The sequence below is a fragment of the uncultured Pseudoteredinibacter sp. genome (assembly GCF_947502065.1).
Taxonomy (GTDB): Bacteria; Pseudomonadota; Gammaproteobacteria; order Pseudomonadales; family Cellvibrionaceae; genus Pseudoteredinibacter.
In genome coordinates, this window is the sequence record NZ_CANMYE010000004.1 from 298,554 (window position 1) to 318,845 (window position 20,292).

The window sequence follows — 20,292 nt, forward strand, 5'->3', positions numbered from 1 at the left end:
TATTAGCTTTATTGGGCACGCTCTAAGTAGCGCTCAATTGCTCGGGTGGCCGCATGCATGGCAAAAACCGAAGTCACCATGGTAATAGAGCCGAAACCGCCACTGCAATCCAAGCCCTGCCCGGCATCTTGCTTGGGTTTTTGCTCGGTAAAGCCTCCTGCACCATCGGGGTATCGCATCTGCTCGGGCGAATATACCGCCTCGACAGAAAAAACACGCTTGGGGTTACGCGGAAAACCGTATTGCTGGCGGAGTATTTTTCGAACCCTAGCGAGCAAAGGATCTTTGATGGTTTTGCTTAAATCCCCACTGATGACTCGTGCAGGATTGACCTTGCCGCCAGCGCTACCCAAGGTGATCACTTGTTGCTTATGGGAGCGACAATACGCGATCAAGGCAGCTTTTACCTTACCCGAATCGATTGCATCTATAACGACATCAATATCCTGGCCCACAAGCTCAGAAATGTTGTCTTGGTCTAAAAAGTCATCGATACAGTTTACCCTGATTTCGGGGTTAATATCTTTTAGCCTTGCCGACATTAATTCAATTTTGCTTTGACCAAGCGTGCTCTGCAAAGCATGCACCTGGCGATTGATATTACTGACACAAACCTCATCCATATCAACAAGGCTAATTTCACCCACCCCGCTACGTGCCAGGGCCTCTGCCAGCCAACTCCCTACACCGCCAATACCTATGACCATCATATGAGCTGAAGCCAGCTGAATCAGGCTATTCTCACCATATAAACGAGCAATACCGGAAAAGCGTTGATGGTAGGATTCACTGAGCATAAGGTTTCCAATTGTAGGGCTGCTAAAACGGCGCAAGTTTACTCAATTAATGCCTTTGGCTCTAGGCAAGCTCGAAACAATAAGCTGCCAATTGTCCCTCCCACTAGGTAACCCAGCCCCACCCATGTCACCTATCACCTTAAATAATTTACCCGCCATGAATTAGGTCTGAGCACAGCGGCCATGGCGCCAAAATTTTGGCTTCATAAAATGTTAGCCAGTTCACAAAGAGAGATAGTTCCTTGACCAGTTATCGCCCAGTCAATTAAATATCAAAGCCAATTTTTAGCGAAATTACATTTAATATCAATAGCTTAGAAAAACATTCGAGAGTCACTTATAGAGTGATTGAAACTTGACGCCCACTTGGAGATAAGGGAAGCTATAGGTGTTTTTTGACGCCAGTATCCTCATTTTTTTCAAGGGCTTGAATTAAACACTAGGGCCTGGCGACGGAAGACGGATTCTAAGCCTGCGGATTTGACAGCCAATTACAGATCCTATTGAAAAGTCTGGCTGCCAAATAAACTTTTCGGTCAGCGGGATGCCGACCCAACGAGCTAAAGAAGCAATGACTATGCGACTTAACTATCTAAAGCTACCTCAAATAGGGACATCTGTGGTTTTGCTAGCGGCATCAGGAAAACGCATCGAGCTACATATTAAACCTGTAGAAGATGGGCTGTACTCCTTGATAGCCTTAGGTGGCATCAGCGATGAGCAGCCACATAAAGTGAAAAGCCAAGGCCCTTATCACCGCTGCCAGCAAGCTTTAGGGGCAGCCAATGCCATAATTAATGCGCTGATTAGCCGCGGCTACTGCGTATCTGAAACCGTTGCACAATGGCAAATCCCTGCTCAGCGACAGCTCCGTAAAATTCGCGACAAGCGCCGCCAACATGCAGTGAGCTATACCGTAGAGCCGGTTTAATCCTAACTGCGGTAGAAAGCAAAAAAGCTCGCTGATTAGCGGGCTTTTTTATGGGCTCTTATTTTTCAACAAAGGGAAACGGCTATTCGCAATTTGGCAGCCCTCTCGCCAATAACCCTGCGGCCAGCAACATCGCAGCAGAGGCCAATAAGCAAGCCGCTAGGCCAAAGCTGGCAAAGATCCAACCCGACAAGATCGTCCCAAGCAACCTACCCAGCGCATTCGACATATAATAGAAACCCACGTCTAAAGAAGCACCGTCGGCACGCGCATAGGCAACCACTAAATAGCTATGGTAGGCCGAATTAATCGCAAAGATTCCAGCAAAGGCAAGCAAACCTAATAACAGTAACAACTGCGATAACGCAATATTATCCGCCGCTAAAAATAATAATGGCAATGCGATAGCAAAGGTTAGGATAGCCAGCAACACAGCCCAAAAACACAGCCTGGAAGCTGCATCTTGCTGTTTTAGTAACTGCGGCACAAAACCTTGAACGGCACCATAAATGATAATCCAAACAGCTAAAAACCCACCGACCGCCGAATGCTCCCAGCCAAAATACTGGGCAAGCGAAACCGGTAAAGCTACAACAAACCAAACATCCCTGGCAGCAAACAAAAATAATCTGGCGCCAGAGAGCTGATTTAAGGCAGCGCTATTTGAGAAGAGCTCCGTAAATTTCGCCCTATACTTGCTACGACCTAATTGCTTATCAAGCAACAGCAAGCTTGCCACTAAAGCGATAAACAACAAACCCATTAGCAATAACAAAGCCTGCTGGAAGCCCAAAAATTGATAGAGCGCAGCCCCCACAAAAAAGCCAAGACCTTTCAAACTGTTTTTAGAACCCGTTAGCCGTGCCACCCAACGGAATAATTGATCTTGGGGCACCAAGTTTTTAATGGCGCTCTTTGCGCTCATCTTGTTTAAATCTTTGGCAATACCCGAGCCAGCTTGAGCCATCATTACCCAAGCCACACTCAGCATATCCGCTGGCACCAGCAATAAACCCAGCGCACAAATTTGCAATAGCAAACCCACATTCATGGTTTGATTTAGGCCAATTCGTGCACCTAGCCAGCCACCAAATAAATTGGTGAAAACACCACAAAGCTCATACAGTACAAATAAACTGGCAATCGCTAGCGCGCCAAAGCCCTGCTGATGAAAGTACCAAAGCACCAACATCCGCAATGCACCATCCGTGATGGTAAAGGCCCAGTAATTCGCACAGATCAGAGCATATTGGCGGATGCCACTATTCATCTTTCTAGCCTCGAAAAGTCCCAGTAAAGCAACGCAAAAAACAATTGATTAGCAGTGCAGGGCAAGCATCTTAGCAAGCTCGGCACTACGATTCGCATAAGCCCACTCATTGTCATACCAAGCGTAGATTTTCACATGGCGAGAATTAATGACTCGAGTACTTAAGGCATCGATAATGCTGGAGCGCGGATCAGTTTTGAAATCCACCGACACCAATGGTCGTGTTTCGTAGCCTAAAATACCGCTTAGATGAGTTTCACTGGCGAGTTTTAATTGCTCATTAACTTCTTCAGCCGTTGTATCTTTTGCAAGCTCAAAGACACAATCAGTTAAAGAGGCGTTGGCCAAAGGTACTCTCACTGCGTGGCCATCTAAACGCCCTTTTAATTCAGGAAAGATCTCCATAATAGCTGTTGCCGAACCTGTACTGGTAGGAATCAAGCTCTGCCCACAAGCACGAGCTCGGCGCAGGTCTTTATGGGCCTGATCTAAAATACTTTGAGTATTGGTAATATCATGGATGGTGGTAAAACTACCATGCACAATTCCGAAAGCTTCCTTAATAACTTTCACGACCGGCGCCAGGCAATTGGTGGTGCAAGAAGCCGCAGTGACAATGCGATGCTTAGCTGGGTCAAATAAATGATCGTTTACACCCAATACGGTATCTAATACCCCAGGTTCCTTAACCGGCGCCGTAACCAAAACCCGCTTCACTCCCTGATCAAAGTAAGCTTTCAGGCTGGCCTGGCTCTTAAATTTTCCAGAGGCTTCAATGACGAGATCACAAGACGACCAATCGACGGCCTCAATTGACTTCTCGCGAGTAAAAGCTATCTGATGCCGGCCTAACAACAAGGATTGCTCTTGGGCCACACAGTTGCCATCAAAGCTTCCGTGGACAGAATCAAAATTCATCAGGTGCGCAAAGCACTCCGCATCACCGGCAGGGTCGTTAATCTGTACGAATTCAAATTCCGGCCATTGCCAAGCGGCGCGTAATACCAAACGCCCCATACGCCCAAAGCCGTTGATTCCCACTTTAACCGCCATCACCCATCCTCCGAAGCTATAAACATATGGGGCGCATTATATACGCCAAAACATATATTTAAAGCCCTAGATATGACAATTTGATGAATTTAATCTCCAGGGTAAAAAATGGCTAGCGGTAAGCCTCCCAACGTTTGCGACGTAGGCAATAATCTCTTGGGCTTTCATCACCCCGTATCAGCCCACGTTCGATATCACTAATCACGAATAAAGCCATCTTGGCATCTTCACGCTTAGCAGGCTCATTAAGCTCTTCACGTAACATTTTTTTGAGAGTCAGAAAGGGCAGTACACCAGGTTCGGTCAACTTGCCATGAAGATATTGATATTTCGAGCAGAAATGCTCATGGCCTGACTCACCACAGGCCTGCAGCCCTAAAACGATCAGCAGCAAAATAACAGCGCGCGCCATAGCAAACTCCTGTTTACTTAATAGAAGGCCTTCAGCTCAGTTGTCAATCACGAGCCAATGTCAACGATGCTGTAAGCATAGCAGTTAATCAATATTCTGCTGACTATGCAGAGGTCATCATGGCAACGAAAGGCGCTAATAGGAGATAAAACAAAGCTGCGATTAAGGCTGAAAAGGCCAAGACCTTGATTGGGCGGCGACGGGCATGTGACCACCAGCTTTCAACAGGTTGCTGACGTGCAGCCTGTGCGCGATAACGGTGATACTTTTCGAGATGTTCCTTAGCCTCTTCCAATTGACTGTCGTCATGTAACCAAATAGCCGCTAGAGAAATCCCCCAGTTGCCGGCACTGGTTTCATAATATTCAATACCTGCATCATCGAGCAATTGGCGTATTTCAATGATTTCATCTTCAGGCAGTTGATTTAGACGATAAAGCAGATGCGCCACGATAGTACTCGCAAAGAAGGCTGGATTAACTCATGTAAGAAGGAAAACAATGGCCAGCTATGCAAACTGGCCTATCTGTATTAGCTATTGGCCTGAGCGTCTTCGGCCTGAGCTTTCTTTAGATTCTGAATAAAGGTCAGGTTATTTTTGTAAACCTGAGTCACTTTTTCAATGCCAGACTCATGCAAATAACCTTCATTGCCAGAGGTTGTATAAGTCGCATATACACCAGATGCACTCATCAGTGCTGCAGAGATGATTTGCACATCGCCACCATCATCTTTTAACTTGTTCGCCAGCTCAATAAATTGAGAGGTGTAATTTGCATGAATTTCGCGTTGTTCATCAGGCAGCTTCGCCATAGTTTTCTTCCCAAGTTTTCGATCACACCGCTCAACAGCGGCTTGTTATTGATAAATACCTTCACAGTAGGCCTGCTAGGCGCGAGTCTGCACTTCAAGCAAGCTTAAGATCTGCATGGCTTGATCGCGATTTTCACCGCAGAAATCCACATCTGGCTGAAAGCCTCGACAGAAATCTGGGTAATCTTGCTGCCCCCAAATACGGCACTGCAAACTCACTGGATCTAAATTAGCACACAGCTCATCAGCAGCCTTACCTGAAGGCATATTTGGCATGGCCTGCTTTATTGAAGGAGCAATACAACAGGCGCCACAAGATTCTCGACACTCCATAAACTGATTCTAGCACCTTTCGTGAAGCTTCCACAGAAACTGTGTTAAATCCAATTATAGAAGGGCTCGATGCGACTTAGTAGCCAGCCGCCTGTCCATCTTTGCGAGTTTCAGAAGCACCATAATAGACGCCACTGTCTAGGTCGCGCAAAATAGCTTGATAGCCGCCAAAGGCTCCCAAGCTGTCGCGTAAAACATGGCCTCGCTTGGCCAGTTCTCGGCGCACAGATTGCTTAATTCCAGATTCGAGGCTGACAAAGCCGCCATCTAACATTATTTCACCGGTAGGCTGGCTTGAGCCCGTATGTAATATTCGAGGAGCATCTCCCGCTTCCTGCAAGTTCATCCCGAAATCCACTAGATTCATAACAATTTGAGCGTGCATTTGGGGCTGTGTGGCTCCTCCCATTACCCCAAAGCTCAACCATGGCTTGCCATCTTTGGTCACAAAAGCCGGAATAATTGTGTGAAAGGGGCGCTTAGCAGGTGCATACTGATTAGGGTGACCATCAATAAAGTTAAAAAGCTCACCGCGATTTTGCAGTACAAAACCTAGTTTTTCAGGGGTCATGCCAGAGCCCATACCTCGAAAATTGCTTTGGATAAGCGATACCATGTTGCCGGCTTTATCGGCGGTGGTCATATAAATCGTATCGCCCTCTACGGGGCCTGCGTGATCACGCTTTGCCGCTTTTGCCATATTGATTGAAGGGCGCTGTTGATTGGCATATTTTTTAGAAATAATTTTAGCAACAGGAATATCGCTAAAATCTGGGTCGGCATAGAATTTTGCTCTATCAGCGAATGCTATCTTTTTAGCTTCAACAAAGGCATGAATATAATCCACCGAGCCAAAGCCCATGGCCTTTACATCAAAGCCTTCCATCAGGTTTAAAATATGAAGGGCGGCGATACCTTGACCATTTGGCGGCAGCTCCCAAACATCATAACCGCGATAATTACTGCTCACAGGCTCAATCCAGTCACTGCGATGATCTGCCAAATCTTGATAGCTTAAAAAGCCACCATTGGCTTTCATATAGCGATCAATCTCGCGAGCAATATCACCTTTATAGAAAGCGTCGCGCCCTTCTTTGGCAATTTTCTCTAGGGTATTGGCCAACGCTGGATTGCGAAATATTTCCCCTTTAAGTGGCATACGCCCTTTAGGCATAAACACTTCTTTGAAGCCTGGGTACTTCGCTCGAGTGGCAACACTTTTATCTAGGTAATAGGCAATCAATTCAGATACTGGGAGGCCATTTCGCGCATAATCGATAGTAGGCTGCAACAAGCTTGCCATGGGCAGCTTGCCAAACTTCTGGTGCATTTCAAACCAGCCATCTACTGCACCAGGAACTGAAACAGGCAAAGGTCCATAGGAGGGTATTTTATCGCCCTTGGATTTCAAATAATCCAAGCTCAAAGATTGTGGCGAGCGACCTGAGGCATTTAAACCATATAACTTCCGAGTTTTAGCATCCCAGATAATGGCAAATAAATCGCCGCCTATACCATTGCCCGTTGGCTCTACTAAGCCTAAGACCGCATTAGCTGCAATAGCGGCATCAATGGCATTGCCACCTGCTTTTAAAATATCCAGGGCCACCTGAGTCGCTAAGGGCTGAGAAGTCGCAGCCATACCATTTTGAGCAATCACCTCTGAGCGTGAAGCAAACTCGGAACCGGTAATTCGATCATAGGCCTGCACCAGGGGTACAGAGGAACACAACAAGGTAGTAAGGCTAAGAAACAGCTTTTTCATGGCACACCTTTGTTTATTATGGAATCTTTTTAACTAGGGGTACTTCTGGGTACTGGGCTGGAGGCCTACGGTGTAAAACAAGGGCCTGTTAACAAGGGCCAGCCATTTTTTGCAAGAGAGCCCGAAAAACCGTGGCCTGAAATCTTAGCACGAGCTCTTGCTTATGCGTTTCGAGTTCTCGAACTGCCAAACTAAAACGATAAGGTGCGCCGCAACCGTAATAAAAGCCGCCGCGCTCTGTCGCAAAAAGTTCTCCGCTTAACGGATATAGATCACTTTAAACCTTGGCCAATTCTTTGCGCATATTATCAATCGCAACGCGATAATCTTCTTTGCCAAAAATAGCAGAGCCCGCAACAAAGGTATCAGCACCCGCTTTGGCGATCTCGTAGATATTATCAGCTGTTACGCCACCATCAATTTCAAGGCGAATCGAAGCTCCACTATTGGCCTCAATCTCATCAATCATACGACGAGCTTCGCGCAGTTTATCCAAGGTATAGGGAATAAACTTCTGGCCCCCGTAGCCCGGGTTTACCGACATCAATAACAACATATCCAATTGCGGCAGTACATGTCGGACAGCATCAATGGGGGTAGCAGGGTTCAACACCAAGCCTGCTTTACAGCCCTTTTGCTTAATAAGCTGTATGGAGCGATCCACATGACGTGACGCTTCCGGGTGAAAAGTAATGTAATCGGCGCCCGCATCAGCAAACATGGAGATCATGTCATCGACCGGCTCCACCATTAAATGCACATCGATTGGGGCACTAATGCCGTATTTTCTTAATGCCTGACACACCATTGGACCAATGGTCAGGTTGGGCACATAGTGATTATCCATCACATCAAAATGAACAATATCGGCACCACTGTCCAATACGGTTTCAACCTCTTCACCAAGGCGGGCGAAATCTGCGGCAAGTATAGACGGAGCTATTTTGAAGTCTTTCATGGCTATTTTAAGAATCCAGGCTAAATCAAAGGTGCTATTGTAGCTTGCGGCCGCAGAACTGTCACAAGCCGCTATAATAAAGCCACGGCTTTTTGCCGATACAACGTTGAATTCCAACAGTGATTAAATAATGGGCTCTTTTAGCATTATGACTTTTGCCACAGATCTTTTTCGTAAGGCTTTACTGTGCCTGCTACTAAGCAGCCCCTTTCCGACTTGGGCCCAAGAAGACACACAAACATCGCCAGAGCCCCAGGCCGAACAAAACGGGGGCGAGAAGCCCTCTCCGGCACCAGCCCCTGCCGCAATAGAACGCCCTAAACTGGATAAGCAGCATATCGCCATGCAATCCATGGCAGCCCTGGCCCAAGCAAGCGACCCAGATACTGTTTTGTGGCTAGGTGAAGGGGCGGATAGCTTTTTGGCGATATACCAAGCGGCATGGCAGCCCGTCCCTAATGGCGCGGCTATAATCCTGCATGCCGACGGACAACATGCTCTGTGGCCAGAGACAAGCAAGGTACTAAGCGAAAACTTAGCCAAGCACGGTTGGACAAGCTTATCTATCAGCTTACCCGAGGCGCTAGCAGCCAGCATTCCGCAAAGGCAATACACAGCGATTAATAACGCTGAGGAAGGTGATAAAACACCAACAGAGGTAGCGGATACTACAGCCGCCAATGAGGCACAAGCAACGCCAGAAAACACTACAGCTAACGCTGAGGCCACGATGGCAGAAGAGAGCACACTGCCAACACCGGAATCCGTAAACATGAGTATCGACCCTGAGACCCAGGCTTTCGAGCGTTTGATGGAAAGCTATGAGTACCTGCGTCAACAAGGTCTGCTAAATATAGCCATCATTTGCGAAGGCAGTGCTGCGGTGCGGGCTGTTAAAATGATATCGGCAATTCCGTTACCCGCGCCGAGTAACCCACAAGCTCGGGTGGCCAATCCAGTTGCCGCGCTGGTCAGTATTAATGCTATTCACAACCTACCGCGAGATGCAGATTTCAAACTACCTACCGCACTGGCTGAGTTGAACATTTCGGTGCTGGATATTTATTTTGATGATAGCGAGCACAGTAAGCGTGATGCTGAAAAGCGCAAAGCAGAAGCTGCACGAGCTGGCCTAGCGGTTTATCGGCAGCAGCGCCTACCCTTGAATTCCAGCAAATTGGCGCAGGGGGAAAACCCACTGAGCAAAAGAGTGCGGGGGTTTTTAAATCGCTATGTCAGAGGACGAGCTAAAACCTTGCCTTAACATAAAACCTTGATTCAAGAAGTTTTAAATAAACCAGATTTTAATTTAGCTTAAATCGCGGCGAAGCTCTTCTAAGCGATCTACCGTACCAATATCTCGCCAATCGCCATGATGCAGTTGAGCGCTGAGCTTGTTCTGCGCTATCGCTGCATCAAAAACTTCACGCAATGGGAAGATCTTTCGTCGCTCAGGGTAATCAGCCACCAAGGTTGGCGACAGTAGCGCAATGCCTGCATAGGTATAACCCTCATCTCCCGGCTTACACTGGCACACCTTGCCCTGCTCAAGACTGAAATCACCATGATCTTTAAAGGCCGGATTCGCAACGAAAAGCAAACGCCCCAAATTCTCACCTAAAGGCTGATTTAGCAGCTCAATTAATGGGAAATCACACCAAACATCACCGTTTACGAGCACAAAAGGCTCCTCACCCAATATAGGTAATGCGTGAGAGATGGCGCCAGCGGTTTCTAAGGGTTCAGGCTCTTCACTATATTGAATACCGACGCCTAATTCAGATCCATCACCAAGGGCTTGGATAATTTTCTCACCAAGATAAGCCACATTGACAACGATGTCAGTTATTCCCGCCACTTTCAGGCGATCGATTTGATGCTCTATTAGGCTCTTACCAGCGGCCATTAATAAAGGCTTCGGGGTGTGCCGCGTCAGTGGCTGCATACGTGTCCCCTTGCCCGCCGCTAAGATCATCGCTTTCATAGATATTCCCCGACAGCCTATCGTTTTGCTTTCTTATCGTCTCAATAAAATTTAAGCGATCATTTAGAGAGCCGCGCGGCTCAAATGTGCGCCTTGCTCACCGGCATGCCGAAAATCCACATACCAACTCTGCGACTCACACAATGGAATAATTTTGCGCTTAAACCAATCAGCAAATGCGGCAAACTGCGGGTACTTCTCGGCGACCTCAACGGTGTATCTGATCACCAAAGGCAAATCATTCAAGTAAGCGTGCTTTTTATCACGCAGAGCTAGGCGGGCAAATATACCCAGAACCTTGATATGGCGCTGCAAGCCCATTAAGTCAAAGTCACACTCGAACTCTTCAAAGCTCAAGTTTGCGCGCAAAGATTCCGGCATTTCGCCCCAATGCTGCTGCAGTGCTTGCTGCACAATCTCATTGGGCCAATACACATAACAGTCTCTGAGCAGTGAAACCAAGTCGTAAGTAATGGGCCCCCACACGGCATCTTGAAAATCGATGAGCGCCAACTCTTCATTAGCCAGCATAATATTGCGACTATGAAAATCACGATGCACTAGGCGCTGAGTTTGCCCTGTCGCACTTTCGAGCAATAATTGATAACAGTTTGCCAGCATGGCGGATTCTTCAGCGCTCAGTTGATAGCCAAGTAATTCAGGTAAAAACCACTGCTGCAGCAAATCCATCTCGCGCTGAAGTACAGACTCGTCATATTGGGGCAAGGCGATGGAATTGTCCGTCATCTGCATATTGATCAATAGCTGAGATGAGCGCCCATAGAGAGCTAAGACATTGTCTTTGGCCAAAATGTCGAATAGATGCTCATTACCGAAGTCTTCCAGTAAGAAGAAGCCTAAGTCGAGGTTTTTAGCATGAATAGTCGGCGTATTTACCGATATTTCCTTAAGTTTCTCTGCCACTGCGACAAATTCATGGTTCTTTTCAACTTCAGGCGGAGCATAGACAGCGATTAGATTACCGCCATCCATTTTAGGCTGGCCCGCCAAGCGAAAATAGCAACGAAAGCCCGCATCACCACCTAATGGCATCAGTTCGGGCTTTTCCTCGAGTTGCAACTGCTGCTGCAGCCAATCGGCTAGCTGTGGGCGGATATCGAGATTGGATTTTGGGGTGTTATCGGATGCTGACATACTGATCAAACTACTGGAATTTGGCTGGGACTGTACCTGCCACATAGACAAATGCCAAGCTCGATATCAACAGCCTGTTATTTTTCAACAGCTTTTGCTCTCTAGAGAGCAATAATGCCTCTCTAGCGGTAGCCAGCATACAATAAGCCAAGTAGAATCGACGGTTTGCCAAAGCTGCTGACGAGCACCTTCAGCGGCACTAAAAACAACAATATAATGCCGGCGAATATCTCATTTTCCGGCCGCTTGTAGACAAGATAAATTGGGTTTCGAACTGCATGGCTAAATCTCGCCAACCATTTAGCGCAAGCGATAAGCGCTTTGCCACTCCTGTCCTTGGCCATAAATCAGCACTTGCTGTCGCCATTGCTCTAATCAGTAGCGGAGCCGCTCACTGGGCCGCTGCTCAAGAAGACAGTCCTTTATGGGATTGCCAAGCAATCGATGGGAACTGGGCTTGTGAAGCTAAACCTAACCCAGAAAGCTACCAGCGCCCCCAGCGCAGCAATGTCTTTTTAGGCGGTTCAAAAGGCCCCGCAGGCAGTGCCGATGCTACATCCGTGCGCAGTTACCACCCACTGGACTGGGTAAATCAAGAGCAACTCTCTGAAGAACAACGCCAAAAGCTAAGCCCTGGCTGCTGCGGCGCTTTTGTAGAGCCAATGCGAGAAGATGAAGAAGCCCAACTTGATCCCGATAACGCACCGCTTCGCCTCTCCGCCGATTCGACCGAAGCCATGCAAGAAACCAGCGCCACCTTGGAAGGTGACGTAAAGATGATTCAAGGCTACCGCCAACTAGAAGCCGATCGAGCTATGGTTGATCGTGGAACCAGTACAGCAGAATTAGATGGCAATATCCGTTTGCGTGAACCAGGCGTCTTGATTAAGGGCGATGCCATGGATATGGATATGGACACCGGAGAAGCTAAGGTCCATAACGCCCAGTATGTACTTCATCAACAAGGTATTCATGGTAGCGCAGGTCAAATCAGCCGATTGCAAGATAAAACCCTAGAGATGACCGAGGCCAGTTACTCTCAATGTGAGCCCGAAGATCCATCTTGGCTTTTGCAAGGCGCCAGGGTCCACATCGATCCTAAGACTGAGGTCGGAACCGCTAGAGACATTGTTCTACGCGTCAAAGGTGTGCCCGTTTTTTACACCCCCTATTTGCAATTTCCAGTAGGCGACAAACGTAAGTCAGGCCTATTATTCCCATCGATTAGTTCTGGCGATAGCGGCGGTATAGATTTGGCCGTGCCTTACTATCTTAACCTTGCGCCAAATTACGACATGACGCTAACTCCGCGCTATATCAATGATCGCGGTTTTATGCTGGAAACAGAACTGCGCCACCTCAATCAGTATTTTGAAACCGAAGCAGATATTGCCTACTTAGCCAAAGACGAAGGCGGTAACGACAGGGACAATCAGCGCCTAGTTAACGAAGGTATTATCAGCGAGGGTCAAGCAAGCCCTTATCTGGATGAAGATCGCTGGTTAGTCGGCGTAGAGCAAAAAGGTCGCGGCCAGTCTTGGTATTCCCGTATCGACTACACACAAGTAAGTGATCGTGACTACCTTCGCGATTTAGATACCGCCAGCCTTTCACTCAACAGCGTGAGCGACCTTCGCCAATTAGCATTAGCCGGATACCGCCTAGATAACTGGGATGTATCGGTAAAAGCCGAAAAATTTCAAACGATTGTAAATGGCCTAGAATCACCCTATAAGCAATTGCCGACAATCCGAGCGATTGGCAATTATCAATGGGGTGATTTCAGTGCAGAGCTGTTAAACGAATACAGCCGTTTTGACCACAGCGATAAAGACCGCAATAACAACCGAATTATTGGTGATCGAGCTCGCCTAGATTATCGTTTGAGCTGGGATCAACAGTGGGCCTGGGGTTATATTCGCCCAATGATAGGAGCGCGCGCACTTTCCTATCAGCTTGATGATATTAATTTAAAAGACGGTATCAATGAGAGCCCTAATGCAGCGGCGGCAATGGCCGGATTTGATAGCACCATCTATTTCGAGCGCCAAGGCAATCTGTTTGGTAAAAACTACAAGCAGACCTTTGAGCCACGCTTGTTCTATTTCTATAGCGATCATGCCGATCAGGATGAGTTCTATAACCTAACCTTGGGCGGCGCCGACATAGACTTCGACACTTCTGATGCCACCGTTGGTTACAGTCAACTGTTTAGAACCAGTCGCTTTGTAGGTGCTGACCGTATTGATGATGCTAATCAGCTGTCATTGGGCCTAACATCACGCTTTATTAATCAGCGCAGTGGCGAAGAATGGCTACGTATTAGCCTAGGGCAAATATTCTACTTTGAAGATCGCTTAGTTTCTCTAAATGGAGAATTTGGCGACCTAAGCAATTCCGAGGAGCTACGTCAGCAACTTACTGCCCAGCTTTCATCAAGCAATATTGCAGAGCGCATAAGCGCAAGAAGACAGCTAGACAGACTCGAAAGGCAGATCGGCGATCAATCTGAATACGCTTTCTTGCTCAGTGGCAGCCTATCGCAAACCCTACGCTACGGCTTGGATTTAACCTGGCGCCAGTACGATGATCGCTTAGAGCGAGGCAATGCTTATATCCGCTATATGGATGATGAAGCACGGGTATTTAACTTAAGTTATCGCTATGATCGCAATTATGGCCAGCTAGATAGTAATGATTTTAACAATAATGGCATCAGCAACGAGCTGCTCGATAATGATATTGAACAGGCCGATGTATCCTTTATTTGGCCAGTTTCCGATAGCTGGAGCCTAATCGGCCGGGGCAATTACGATGTCACCAATAGCCGGGAACTTGAGACCTTAGCTGGGTTCGAATATAACAGCTGCTGCTACCGTATTCGCCTTGTAGGACGTCGCTGGATCGACAACTTCTTGGCCACCCAAGGTACGCTGGTGGACCAGCAAGTTCAGGAAGACAGCGGTATCTTTTTTGAAATTCAACTTAAAGGCCTAGGTGGTACCGGTAAACGCTTAAGCAGCATCTTGAAAGATGCAATCTACGGCTATCAGCAACGCGAAGAAATGTTTGGGAACTAAGAACTATGATCAGCAATAAAACCGTAAAGTCATTGATAGCAGGCCTAGGCTTAAGCCTTAGCGCAGGTGCCTTCGCCCAAACTATTGCGCTTGATAAAGTAGTAGCCATTGTCGATAACGATGTCGTTATGGCCTCTGAGCTGCAGCAGCAAATGGCAATGATTAGCAAGCGCTTAGAATCGCAAAATACTGAACTACCTCCACAAGACGTGTTGCGCGACCAAGTCTTGGAACATTTAATTCGAGAGCGTTTACAGCTTCAAATGGGGCAGCGCGCCGGAGTAGACATTAGCGATCAAGAAATCAATCAAGCCATGGGCCGTATGGCAGCAAGCGGCGGCTTGAACATGGAACAGTTCCAACAACAGCTTTGGAGCGACGGCATGAGCATGGCGCAGTTTAAAGAACGCCTGCGCCGTGAAATGCTGATCAATCGAGTGCAAAAAGGCAGTGTTAATCGTCGTATTAATGTCAGCGACCAAGAGATTGATAATTTCCTAGAATCCCAAGAAGGTAAGTTCTGGATTTCTCCAGATTATCAGCTCGGGCACATTCTTATCGGCCTAAGCGCTGGTGCTGATGAAGAAACCGTTGATGACGCCAAAACCAAAGCTGAAAGTCTCTCTCAGCGATTGAACGACGGCGCCAACTTTAAAGAGCTGGCCATCGCTAATTCGAACGGACAGATGGCACTGCAAGGGGGTGATTTAGGCTGGAGAAAAACCTCACAGCTGCCAAGCTTGCTGGCCGAAGCCGTACCTAATATGAAAAAAGGCGAAGTAAGTGAACCTATTCGCAGTGATGCAGGATTTCATATTCTAAAACTTTACAATCAACGCGGTGGCGAAGAAACCATCGTCGAGCAATCTAAAGTTCGCCACATTTTGGTAAAACCTTCTACAATTTTGAGCGATAAAGAAGCTTTTGAAAAAATCACCCATATTCGTGAAGAACTTGAAGCGGGTGCGGACTTCAATGAATTAGCAAAAAACCACTCCGAAGATATAGGCTCAATGTTAAGCGGTGGTGACCTCGGCTGGTCCACCCCTGGTCAGTTTGTGCCTGAGTTTGAAGCCACCATGAACGATATTGAAGTGGGTAAGGTTTCTGAACCATTTCGCAGTCAATTTGGCTGGCATATCCTTAAAGTGGATGAACGTCGCCAGCAGGATTTTACCGACACCGTTATCCGCAATCAGGCTGCCAATATTATTCGCAAGCGCCGCTTTGAGGAAGAGCTACCCAATTGGCTACAAGAGATTCGCGATGAAGCCTATGTGGAGCTCAAAATTAACAAGATTGCTGCCAACTAAACGCTAAAATGAGCAAGCGTATTGCTATTACTCCGGGCGAGCCCGCAGGCATTGGCCCGGATTTACTCCTGCAATTTATCCAGCAAGCGCAGCAGCAACAATTAATTGCCATAGCGTGCCCTAAGCTTTTGCAAGCTCGGGCGGCAGATTTGAATCTAGAGCTCAAGCTTGAGCTCTTTGACCCTGAAGCCTCGTTCTCAGCTAATCAAGCAACTCAGCTATTCTATCTACCCCAAGACTGCCCAAACCCCAGCGCAGGAAAGCTAGATCCCTCTAATGCTAATTACGTCCTGCAGTGTTTAGATAGCGCGATCGATGGCTGCCGTAACAAGATCTTTGATGCCATGGTTACCGGCCCAGTACATAAGGGCAATATAAACGACGCCGGCATTCGCTTTAGTGGCCACACAGAATACCTGCAAGACAAATGCAAGGTCGATAAGGTGGTCATGATGTTAGCCACTGAAGGACTTAAGGTCGCCCTCGCCACTACGCATCTGCCGCTCAAAGACGTAGCAGCATCCATCACCAAAGACAGCCTTAGCCGAGTTATTGAAATTCTGGTGAACGATTTACAAACTGATTTCGGTCTAGCCAAGCCACGCGTCCTAATCTGTGGCCTAAACCCACACGCTGGCGAAGGTGGTCATATGGGACGCGAGGAAATAGAGCTAATAGAACCAGTTTTAAAATCTTTAGATCTACAGGCCGATCTAATTGGCCCACTGCCTGCTGATACTCTTTTCACCCCCAAATACCTAGATAATGCCGATGCGGTCCTGGCCATGTATCACGATCAGGGCCTGCCTGTGTTAAAATTTAAGGGTTTTGGACAAGCAGCGAACATCACCTTAGGCCTACCTATCATCCGCACATCAGTGGATCATGGCACCGCCATCGACTTAGCTGCTAGTGGCAAAGCGGATACCGGCAGCCTAGCTACCGCCATCCAATACGCCTGCCACATGAGCCAAGCTAGAATTTAACGCGCCATAATATAGGCGCAAAGAGATAAGGCATAAAACTGTGGACCCTTTTTCCCATAAAGCCCGAAAGCGCTTTGGTCAAAACTTTCTAAGCGACCCAGGTATTATTCAAAGAATTGTTAGCTCAATTGCGCCACGTGAAGATGACAATATTGTCGAAATCGGTCCAGGTAAAGGGGCGATCACCGCTCTCTTGTTAGAGGCATGCCCAAAACTCAATGTAGTTGAACTTGACCGGGATTTAATCCCTATTCTGCTGGCCCAGTTTGCAGTATTTAAGGACTTTAAAATTCACCAAGCTGACGCTCTAAAGTTTGATTTTGCCAGCTTGGCAGAGGACAAGCCGCTCAGAATTGTCGGCAATCTGCCTTATAACATTTCAACACCACTAATCTTTCACCTATTAAGCTATCATGGCAAAGTGCAAGATATGCACTTCATGCTACAAAAGGAAGTGGTGGAAAGAATGGCCGCGGTACCTGGGCAAAAATCCTACGGCCGCTTAGGAATTATGGTGCAGTACTACTGCCAAGTTGAGAATCTTTTCTTGGTACCTCCTGAGTGTTTTCAGCCTCAACCGAAAGTAGATTCGGCGATTGTTAGACTCAGGCCTTTTCAAGAACTGCCCTACCCCGCTAAGGACGTCAAACTCTTAGAGCGCGTGGTGAACGTTGCCTTTCAGCAACGTCGTAAAACTTTACGAAATGGCCTAAAGCAACTTGCCAACAGCGAGCAGTTAGATGCTTTAAAGACCGACATTTCCGTACGTGCTGAAAATCTAAGCGTCGAACAATTTGTCGCTCTTAGCGACGAGCTATTAGATCTTGGCGTTAAAATTTAAATATTGAATCCAAACATGACAGAAATTGAAATCCAGACCAAGCCGATTTATATTGCCGAGCAATCCAAGCCGGAAGAGCCGCGTTACGTATTCTCCTACACTATTCGCATCACCAATCATGGGCAGCAGGCAGCTCAACTGCTAAGCCGCCACTGGCGCATACTCGACGAAAACGAACAACTACAAGAGGTTCGCGGCATCGGTGTTGTTGGCGAGCAACCACGCCTTGAGCCTGGCGAATCATTTAGCTATAGCAGCGGCGTTATTATTGAGACCCCCACCGGCACGATGGAAGGCAGTTACACAATGAAACGTGATGACGGCTCACAATTTGAGGCCGACATTGCCACCTTTGCCCTTCTTCCTCCAAACGCACTGCACTGAGGCAAACATGGCCACATACGCTGTCGGTGATATCCAAGGCTGTTTGACACCATTATTGAACCTACTAGAGCAAATAGACTTTGACCCCACAATAGACAAGTTGTGGGTCGCCGGCGATTTAATCAACCGAGGCCCGCAGTCGCTAGAAACTTTACGCTTCATCCGCAAGCTTGGTGATAGCGCCGTCATCGTACTAGGCAATCATGATTTAAGCTTTCTTGCTATCGCCGAAGGCTTTCATGCGATGCGAGATGGCGACACTGTCGAAGAGATTTTACGAGCGCCAGATTGTGATGAGCTTTGTTATTGGCTGCGCCAACAAAAGCTTGTTCATCACGACCCCGATCTTGCTTTCACTATGGTTCACGCCGGCATCCCTCCGCAATGGTCAATAAAAAAAGCCCTGCGTCGTTCAGCGGAAGTGGAAGCCGTACTAAAAGACGATGATCGTTATCAAGATTTTTTACTGCATATGTTTGGCAGCGAGCCCAGACAGTGGAATAAATCTTTAAGCGGCAATGATCGCTTGCGCATTATCACCAATTACTTTACTCGCATGCGCTTCTGTGACGCCGACGGCCAACTGGAGTTTCAAGCCAAATCAGGCCCTGAATCAGCACCAAAAGGCTTTAAACCCTGGTATAAGCTAAAAAATCGCAAAGCAGGCGCAGATAAAATTGTATTTGGACACTGGGCTGCATTACAAGGCTACGCAGACGCTGATCATGTTTTTGCTCTAGATACCGGCTGCGTCTGGGGCGGCAATCTAACGGTAATGTGTTTAGAAGATCAAACCCGGTATAGCTGCTCCTGCGATTAGCTAGCAACAGACAGCATAGGTACTTCCCTGCTTGGCTGAAAACTTGGTCGCCCCACCGAGTAGTAGTGAAAGCCTTCATTAGCCATTGTCATAGGGTCAAAAAGATTACGCCCATCGACAATTAGAGCCTCCTTAAGCAAATGCTTTATTTGCTCAAAGTTTGGCGACCAAAAGTTTTTCCATTCAGTGCATATCACCAAAGCATCGGCATTTTTGAGCGCCATTTCCTTGGTGCCCACCAGCATTAGATCATCACGTTCGCCTAAAATGCGCTGACACTCATCCATAGCCTGAGGGTCGTAAGCCTGCACCTCGGCACCTGCGTCAAATAAGGAATCCATCAACTCTAGAGCTGGCGCCTCCCGCATATCATCAGTACGCGGCTTAAAAGCCAGTCCCCACAAGGCAATTCTCCGCCCCCGTAAGTCACCATTAAAGTGATCACTTAAACGCTTAAACAGCCATTGTTTTTGCTCTAGATTAATACTTTCCACTGCTGACAACAGGCTAGCGTTTTGGCCACATTGTCGCGCTGTAGCCGCTAGCGCTTTTACATCCTTAGGAAAGCAAGAGCCACCATAACCGCAGCCAGGGTAAATAAAATGGTAACCAATACGTGGGTCCGAACCTATTCCCTGACGCACTTGCTCTATATCCGCACCGACACGCTCCGCAATACCCGCCATTTCGTTCATGAAGCTAATTTTAGTGGCAAGCATGGCATTGGCAGCATACTTTGTTAACTCAGCAGAACGTGTACTCATGACCATTACTCGATCATGATTCCGGTTAAAAGCGCTATACAAACGCCGCATGAGTTCTGCACTCGACTCCTTGTGGGTACCAATGACGATCCGATCAGGCTTCATAAAGTCTTCAATTGCCGCGCCTTCTTTTAGAAATTCAGGATTGGAAAGCACATCAAAATCTAAACGAATATCGCGAAACGCTAGCTCTTCTGAAATTGCTGCATGCACTTGCTCGGCGGTACCAACAGGGACTGTAGATTTATTGACGACAATACTATTTTTCTGCATGTGGCGACCGATATCACGAGCCACATTGATCACATGCCGAACATCTGCTGAGCCGTCTTCATCCGGTGGTGTTCCCACTGCGATAAATAGCACCTCAGCATGCTCTACCGCCGCCTTGACATCACTAGTAAAGGCCAAGCTGGCATCAGCTAAACCGTTTTTAAGAAGCTCATCTAAACCAGGTTCATAAATGGGGTTAATGCCTTTGGAAAGCTCATCAATACGCTGCCGATTGATATCCATGCACAACACTTGGTGGCCGGCCTGAGACAGGCAGGCACTGCTTACCAAACCAACATAGCCACTACCAAATACTGTAATCTTCATTCCACCACCCCTGGCACAAGCGCACTATTTAGC

20 protein-coding genes are annotated in these 20,292 nt (G+C 47.4%); 8 read left to right on the forward strand and 12 right to left on the reverse strand.

Translation table 11 applies throughout. The annotated features are described in order from the left end of the window. Positions 1 to 8: 8 nt before the first annotated feature. On the reverse strand, positions 9 to 797 hold the full coding sequence (gene tcdA / locus Q1A41_RS12800) for a tRNA cyclic N6-threonylcarbamoyladenosine(37) synthase TcdA (protein WP_299979538.1): 789 nt from the start codon (positions 795 to 797) through the stop codon (positions 9 to 11). A gap of 571 nt (positions 798 to 1,368) precedes the next feature. Here tcdA and Q1A41_RS12805 point away from each other — a divergent pair. After that, a complete protein-coding gene (locus Q1A41_RS12805; protein ID WP_299979540.1) occupies positions 1,369 to 1,728 on the forward strand; it encodes a hypothetical protein in 360 nt (119 codons plus the stop codon). Between the two features lie 82 nt (positions 1,729 to 1,810). Here the strand turns inward: Q1A41_RS12805 and arsJ are convergent, their stop codons facing one another. The 8 genes from arsJ to rpe form a co-directional block, all read right to left on the reverse strand. After that, positions 1,811 to 2,998, reverse strand: coding sequence for an organoarsenical effux MFS transporter ArsJ (gene arsJ, locus Q1A41_RS12810; RefSeq protein WP_299979543.1), 1,188 nt, complete (start codon positions 2,996 to 2,998; stop codon positions 1,811 to 1,813). A 48-nt stretch (positions 2,999 to 3,046) separates the two neighbouring features. Next, positions 3,047 to 4,051 carry an ArsJ-associated glyceraldehyde-3-phosphate dehydrogenase gene (locus Q1A41_RS12815; protein WP_299979546.1) on the reverse strand — a complete coding sequence of 335 codons (1,005 nt, stop codon included), beginning with the start codon at positions 4,049 to 4,051 and terminating at the stop codon, positions 3,047 to 3,049. Between the two features lie 112 nt (positions 4,052 to 4,163). Continuing rightward, the gene (locus Q1A41_RS12820; protein ID WP_299979549.1) at positions 4,164 to 4,463 is read right to left on the reverse strand and encodes a hypothetical protein; all 300 of its coding nucleotides are present in this window, start codon (positions 4,461 to 4,463) and stop codon (positions 4,164 to 4,166) included. Between the two features lie 103 nt (positions 4,464 to 4,566). After that, the gene (locus tag Q1A41_RS12825) at positions 4,567 to 4,914 is read right to left on the reverse strand and encodes a DUF6164 family protein (RefSeq protein WP_299979552.1); all 348 of its coding nucleotides are present in this window, start codon (positions 4,912 to 4,914) and stop codon (positions 4,567 to 4,569) included. A gap of 80 nt (positions 4,915 to 4,994) precedes the next feature. Beyond that, positions 4,995 to 5,276 carry a DUF3144 domain-containing protein gene (locus tag Q1A41_RS12830; protein WP_299774017.1) on the reverse strand — a complete coding sequence of 94 codons (282 nt, stop codon included), beginning with the start codon at positions 5,274 to 5,276 and terminating at the stop codon, positions 4,995 to 4,997. 75 nt (positions 5,277 to 5,351) lie between these two features. Then, entirely contained in the window at positions 5,352 to 5,609 is a 258-nt protein-coding gene (locus Q1A41_RS12835) for a YkgJ family cysteine cluster protein (protein WP_299979555.1), read from the reverse strand. 76 nt (positions 5,610 to 5,685) lie between these two features. Beyond that, positions 5,686 to 7,374 carry a gamma-glutamyltransferase gene (ggt, locus tag Q1A41_RS12840; RefSeq protein WP_299979558.1) on the reverse strand — a complete coding sequence of 563 codons (1,689 nt, stop codon included), beginning with the start codon at positions 7,372 to 7,374 and terminating at the stop codon, positions 5,686 to 5,688. 277 nt (positions 7,375 to 7,651) lie between these two features. Continuing rightward, complete coding sequence (gene rpe / locus Q1A41_RS12845; protein ID WP_299979560.1) at positions 7,652 to 8,332, reverse strand: ribulose-phosphate 3-epimerase; 681 nt, start codon at positions 8,330 to 8,332, stop codon at positions 7,652 to 7,654. A 148-nt stretch (positions 8,333 to 8,480) separates the two neighbouring features. Between rpe and Q1A41_RS12850 the strand changes: the two genes are divergently transcribed. Further along, the gene (locus Q1A41_RS12850) at positions 8,481 to 9,596 is read left to right on the forward strand and encodes a DUF3530 family protein (RefSeq protein WP_299979563.1); all 1,116 of its coding nucleotides are present in this window, start codon (positions 8,481 to 8,483) and stop codon (positions 9,594 to 9,596) included. 45 nt (positions 9,597 to 9,641) lie between these two features. Here Q1A41_RS12850 and murU read toward each other — a convergent pair whose 3' ends face one another. Both murU and Q1A41_RS12860 read right to left on the reverse strand, forming a co-directional pair. Continuing rightward, on the reverse strand, positions 9,642 to 10,316 hold the full coding sequence (gene murU, locus Q1A41_RS12855) for an N-acetylmuramate alpha-1-phosphate uridylyltransferase MurU (protein WP_299979565.1): 675 nt from the start codon (positions 10,314 to 10,316) through the stop codon (positions 9,642 to 9,644). Positions 10,317 to 10,379: 63 nt separating this feature from the next. Further along, positions 10,380 to 11,516 (reverse strand): phosphotransferase, encoded by a 1,137-nt coding sequence (locus Q1A41_RS12860; RefSeq protein ID WP_299979568.1) that lies wholly within the window; start codon positions 11,514 to 11,516, stop codon positions 10,380 to 10,382. A gap of 233 nt (positions 11,517 to 11,749) precedes the next feature. Between Q1A41_RS12860 and Q1A41_RS12865 the strand changes: the two genes are divergently transcribed. The 6 genes from Q1A41_RS12865 to Q1A41_RS12890 are packed head-to-tail and all read left to right on the forward strand — an operon-like array spanning position 11,750 to position 18,895. After that, the gene (locus tag Q1A41_RS12865) at positions 11,750 to 14,551 is read left to right on the forward strand and encodes an LPS-assembly protein LptD (protein ID WP_299979574.1); all 2,802 of its coding nucleotides are present in this window, start codon (positions 11,750 to 11,752) and stop codon (positions 14,549 to 14,551) included. Between the two features lie 5 nt (positions 14,552 to 14,556). After that, complete coding sequence (locus Q1A41_RS12870) at positions 14,557 to 15,864, forward strand: peptidylprolyl isomerase (RefSeq protein WP_299979577.1); 1,308 nt, start codon at positions 14,557 to 14,559, stop codon at positions 15,862 to 15,864. Between the two features lie 8 nt (positions 15,865 to 15,872). Beyond that, positions 15,873 to 16,850, forward strand: coding sequence for a 4-hydroxythreonine-4-phosphate dehydrogenase PdxA (gene pdxA / locus Q1A41_RS12875; RefSeq protein ID WP_299979580.1), 978 nt, complete (start codon positions 15,873 to 15,875; stop codon positions 16,848 to 16,850). A 40-nt stretch (positions 16,851 to 16,890) separates the two neighbouring features. Continuing rightward, on the forward strand, positions 16,891 to 17,691 hold the full coding sequence (gene rsmA / locus Q1A41_RS12880) for a 16S rRNA (adenine(1518)-N(6)/adenine(1519)-N(6))-dimethyltransferase RsmA (protein WP_299979582.1): 801 nt from the start codon (positions 16,891 to 16,893) through the stop codon (positions 17,689 to 17,691). 15 nt (positions 17,692 to 17,706) lie between these two features. Further along, positions 17,707 to 18,075 carry a Co2+/Mg2+ efflux protein ApaG gene (apaG, locus tag Q1A41_RS12885; protein ID WP_299979585.1) on the forward strand — a complete coding sequence of 123 codons (369 nt, stop codon included), beginning with the start codon at positions 17,707 to 17,709 and terminating at the stop codon, positions 18,073 to 18,075. A gap of 7 nt (positions 18,076 to 18,082) precedes the next feature. Then, positions 18,083 to 18,895 carry a symmetrical bis(5'-nucleosyl)-tetraphosphatase gene (locus Q1A41_RS12890; protein WP_299979588.1) on the forward strand — a complete coding sequence of 271 codons (813 nt, stop codon included), beginning with the start codon at positions 18,083 to 18,085 and terminating at the stop codon, positions 18,893 to 18,895. Here Q1A41_RS12890 and Q1A41_RS12895 read toward each other — a convergent pair. Continuing rightward, positions 18,892 to 20,259 carry a UDP-glucose/GDP-mannose dehydrogenase family protein gene (locus Q1A41_RS12895; RefSeq protein ID WP_299979591.1) on the reverse strand — a complete coding sequence of 456 codons (1,368 nt, stop codon included), beginning with the start codon at positions 20,257 to 20,259 and terminating at the stop codon, positions 18,892 to 18,894. The genes Q1A41_RS12890 and Q1A41_RS12895 overlap by 4 nt on opposite strands. Positions 20,260 to 20,292 lie beyond the last annotated feature (33 nt).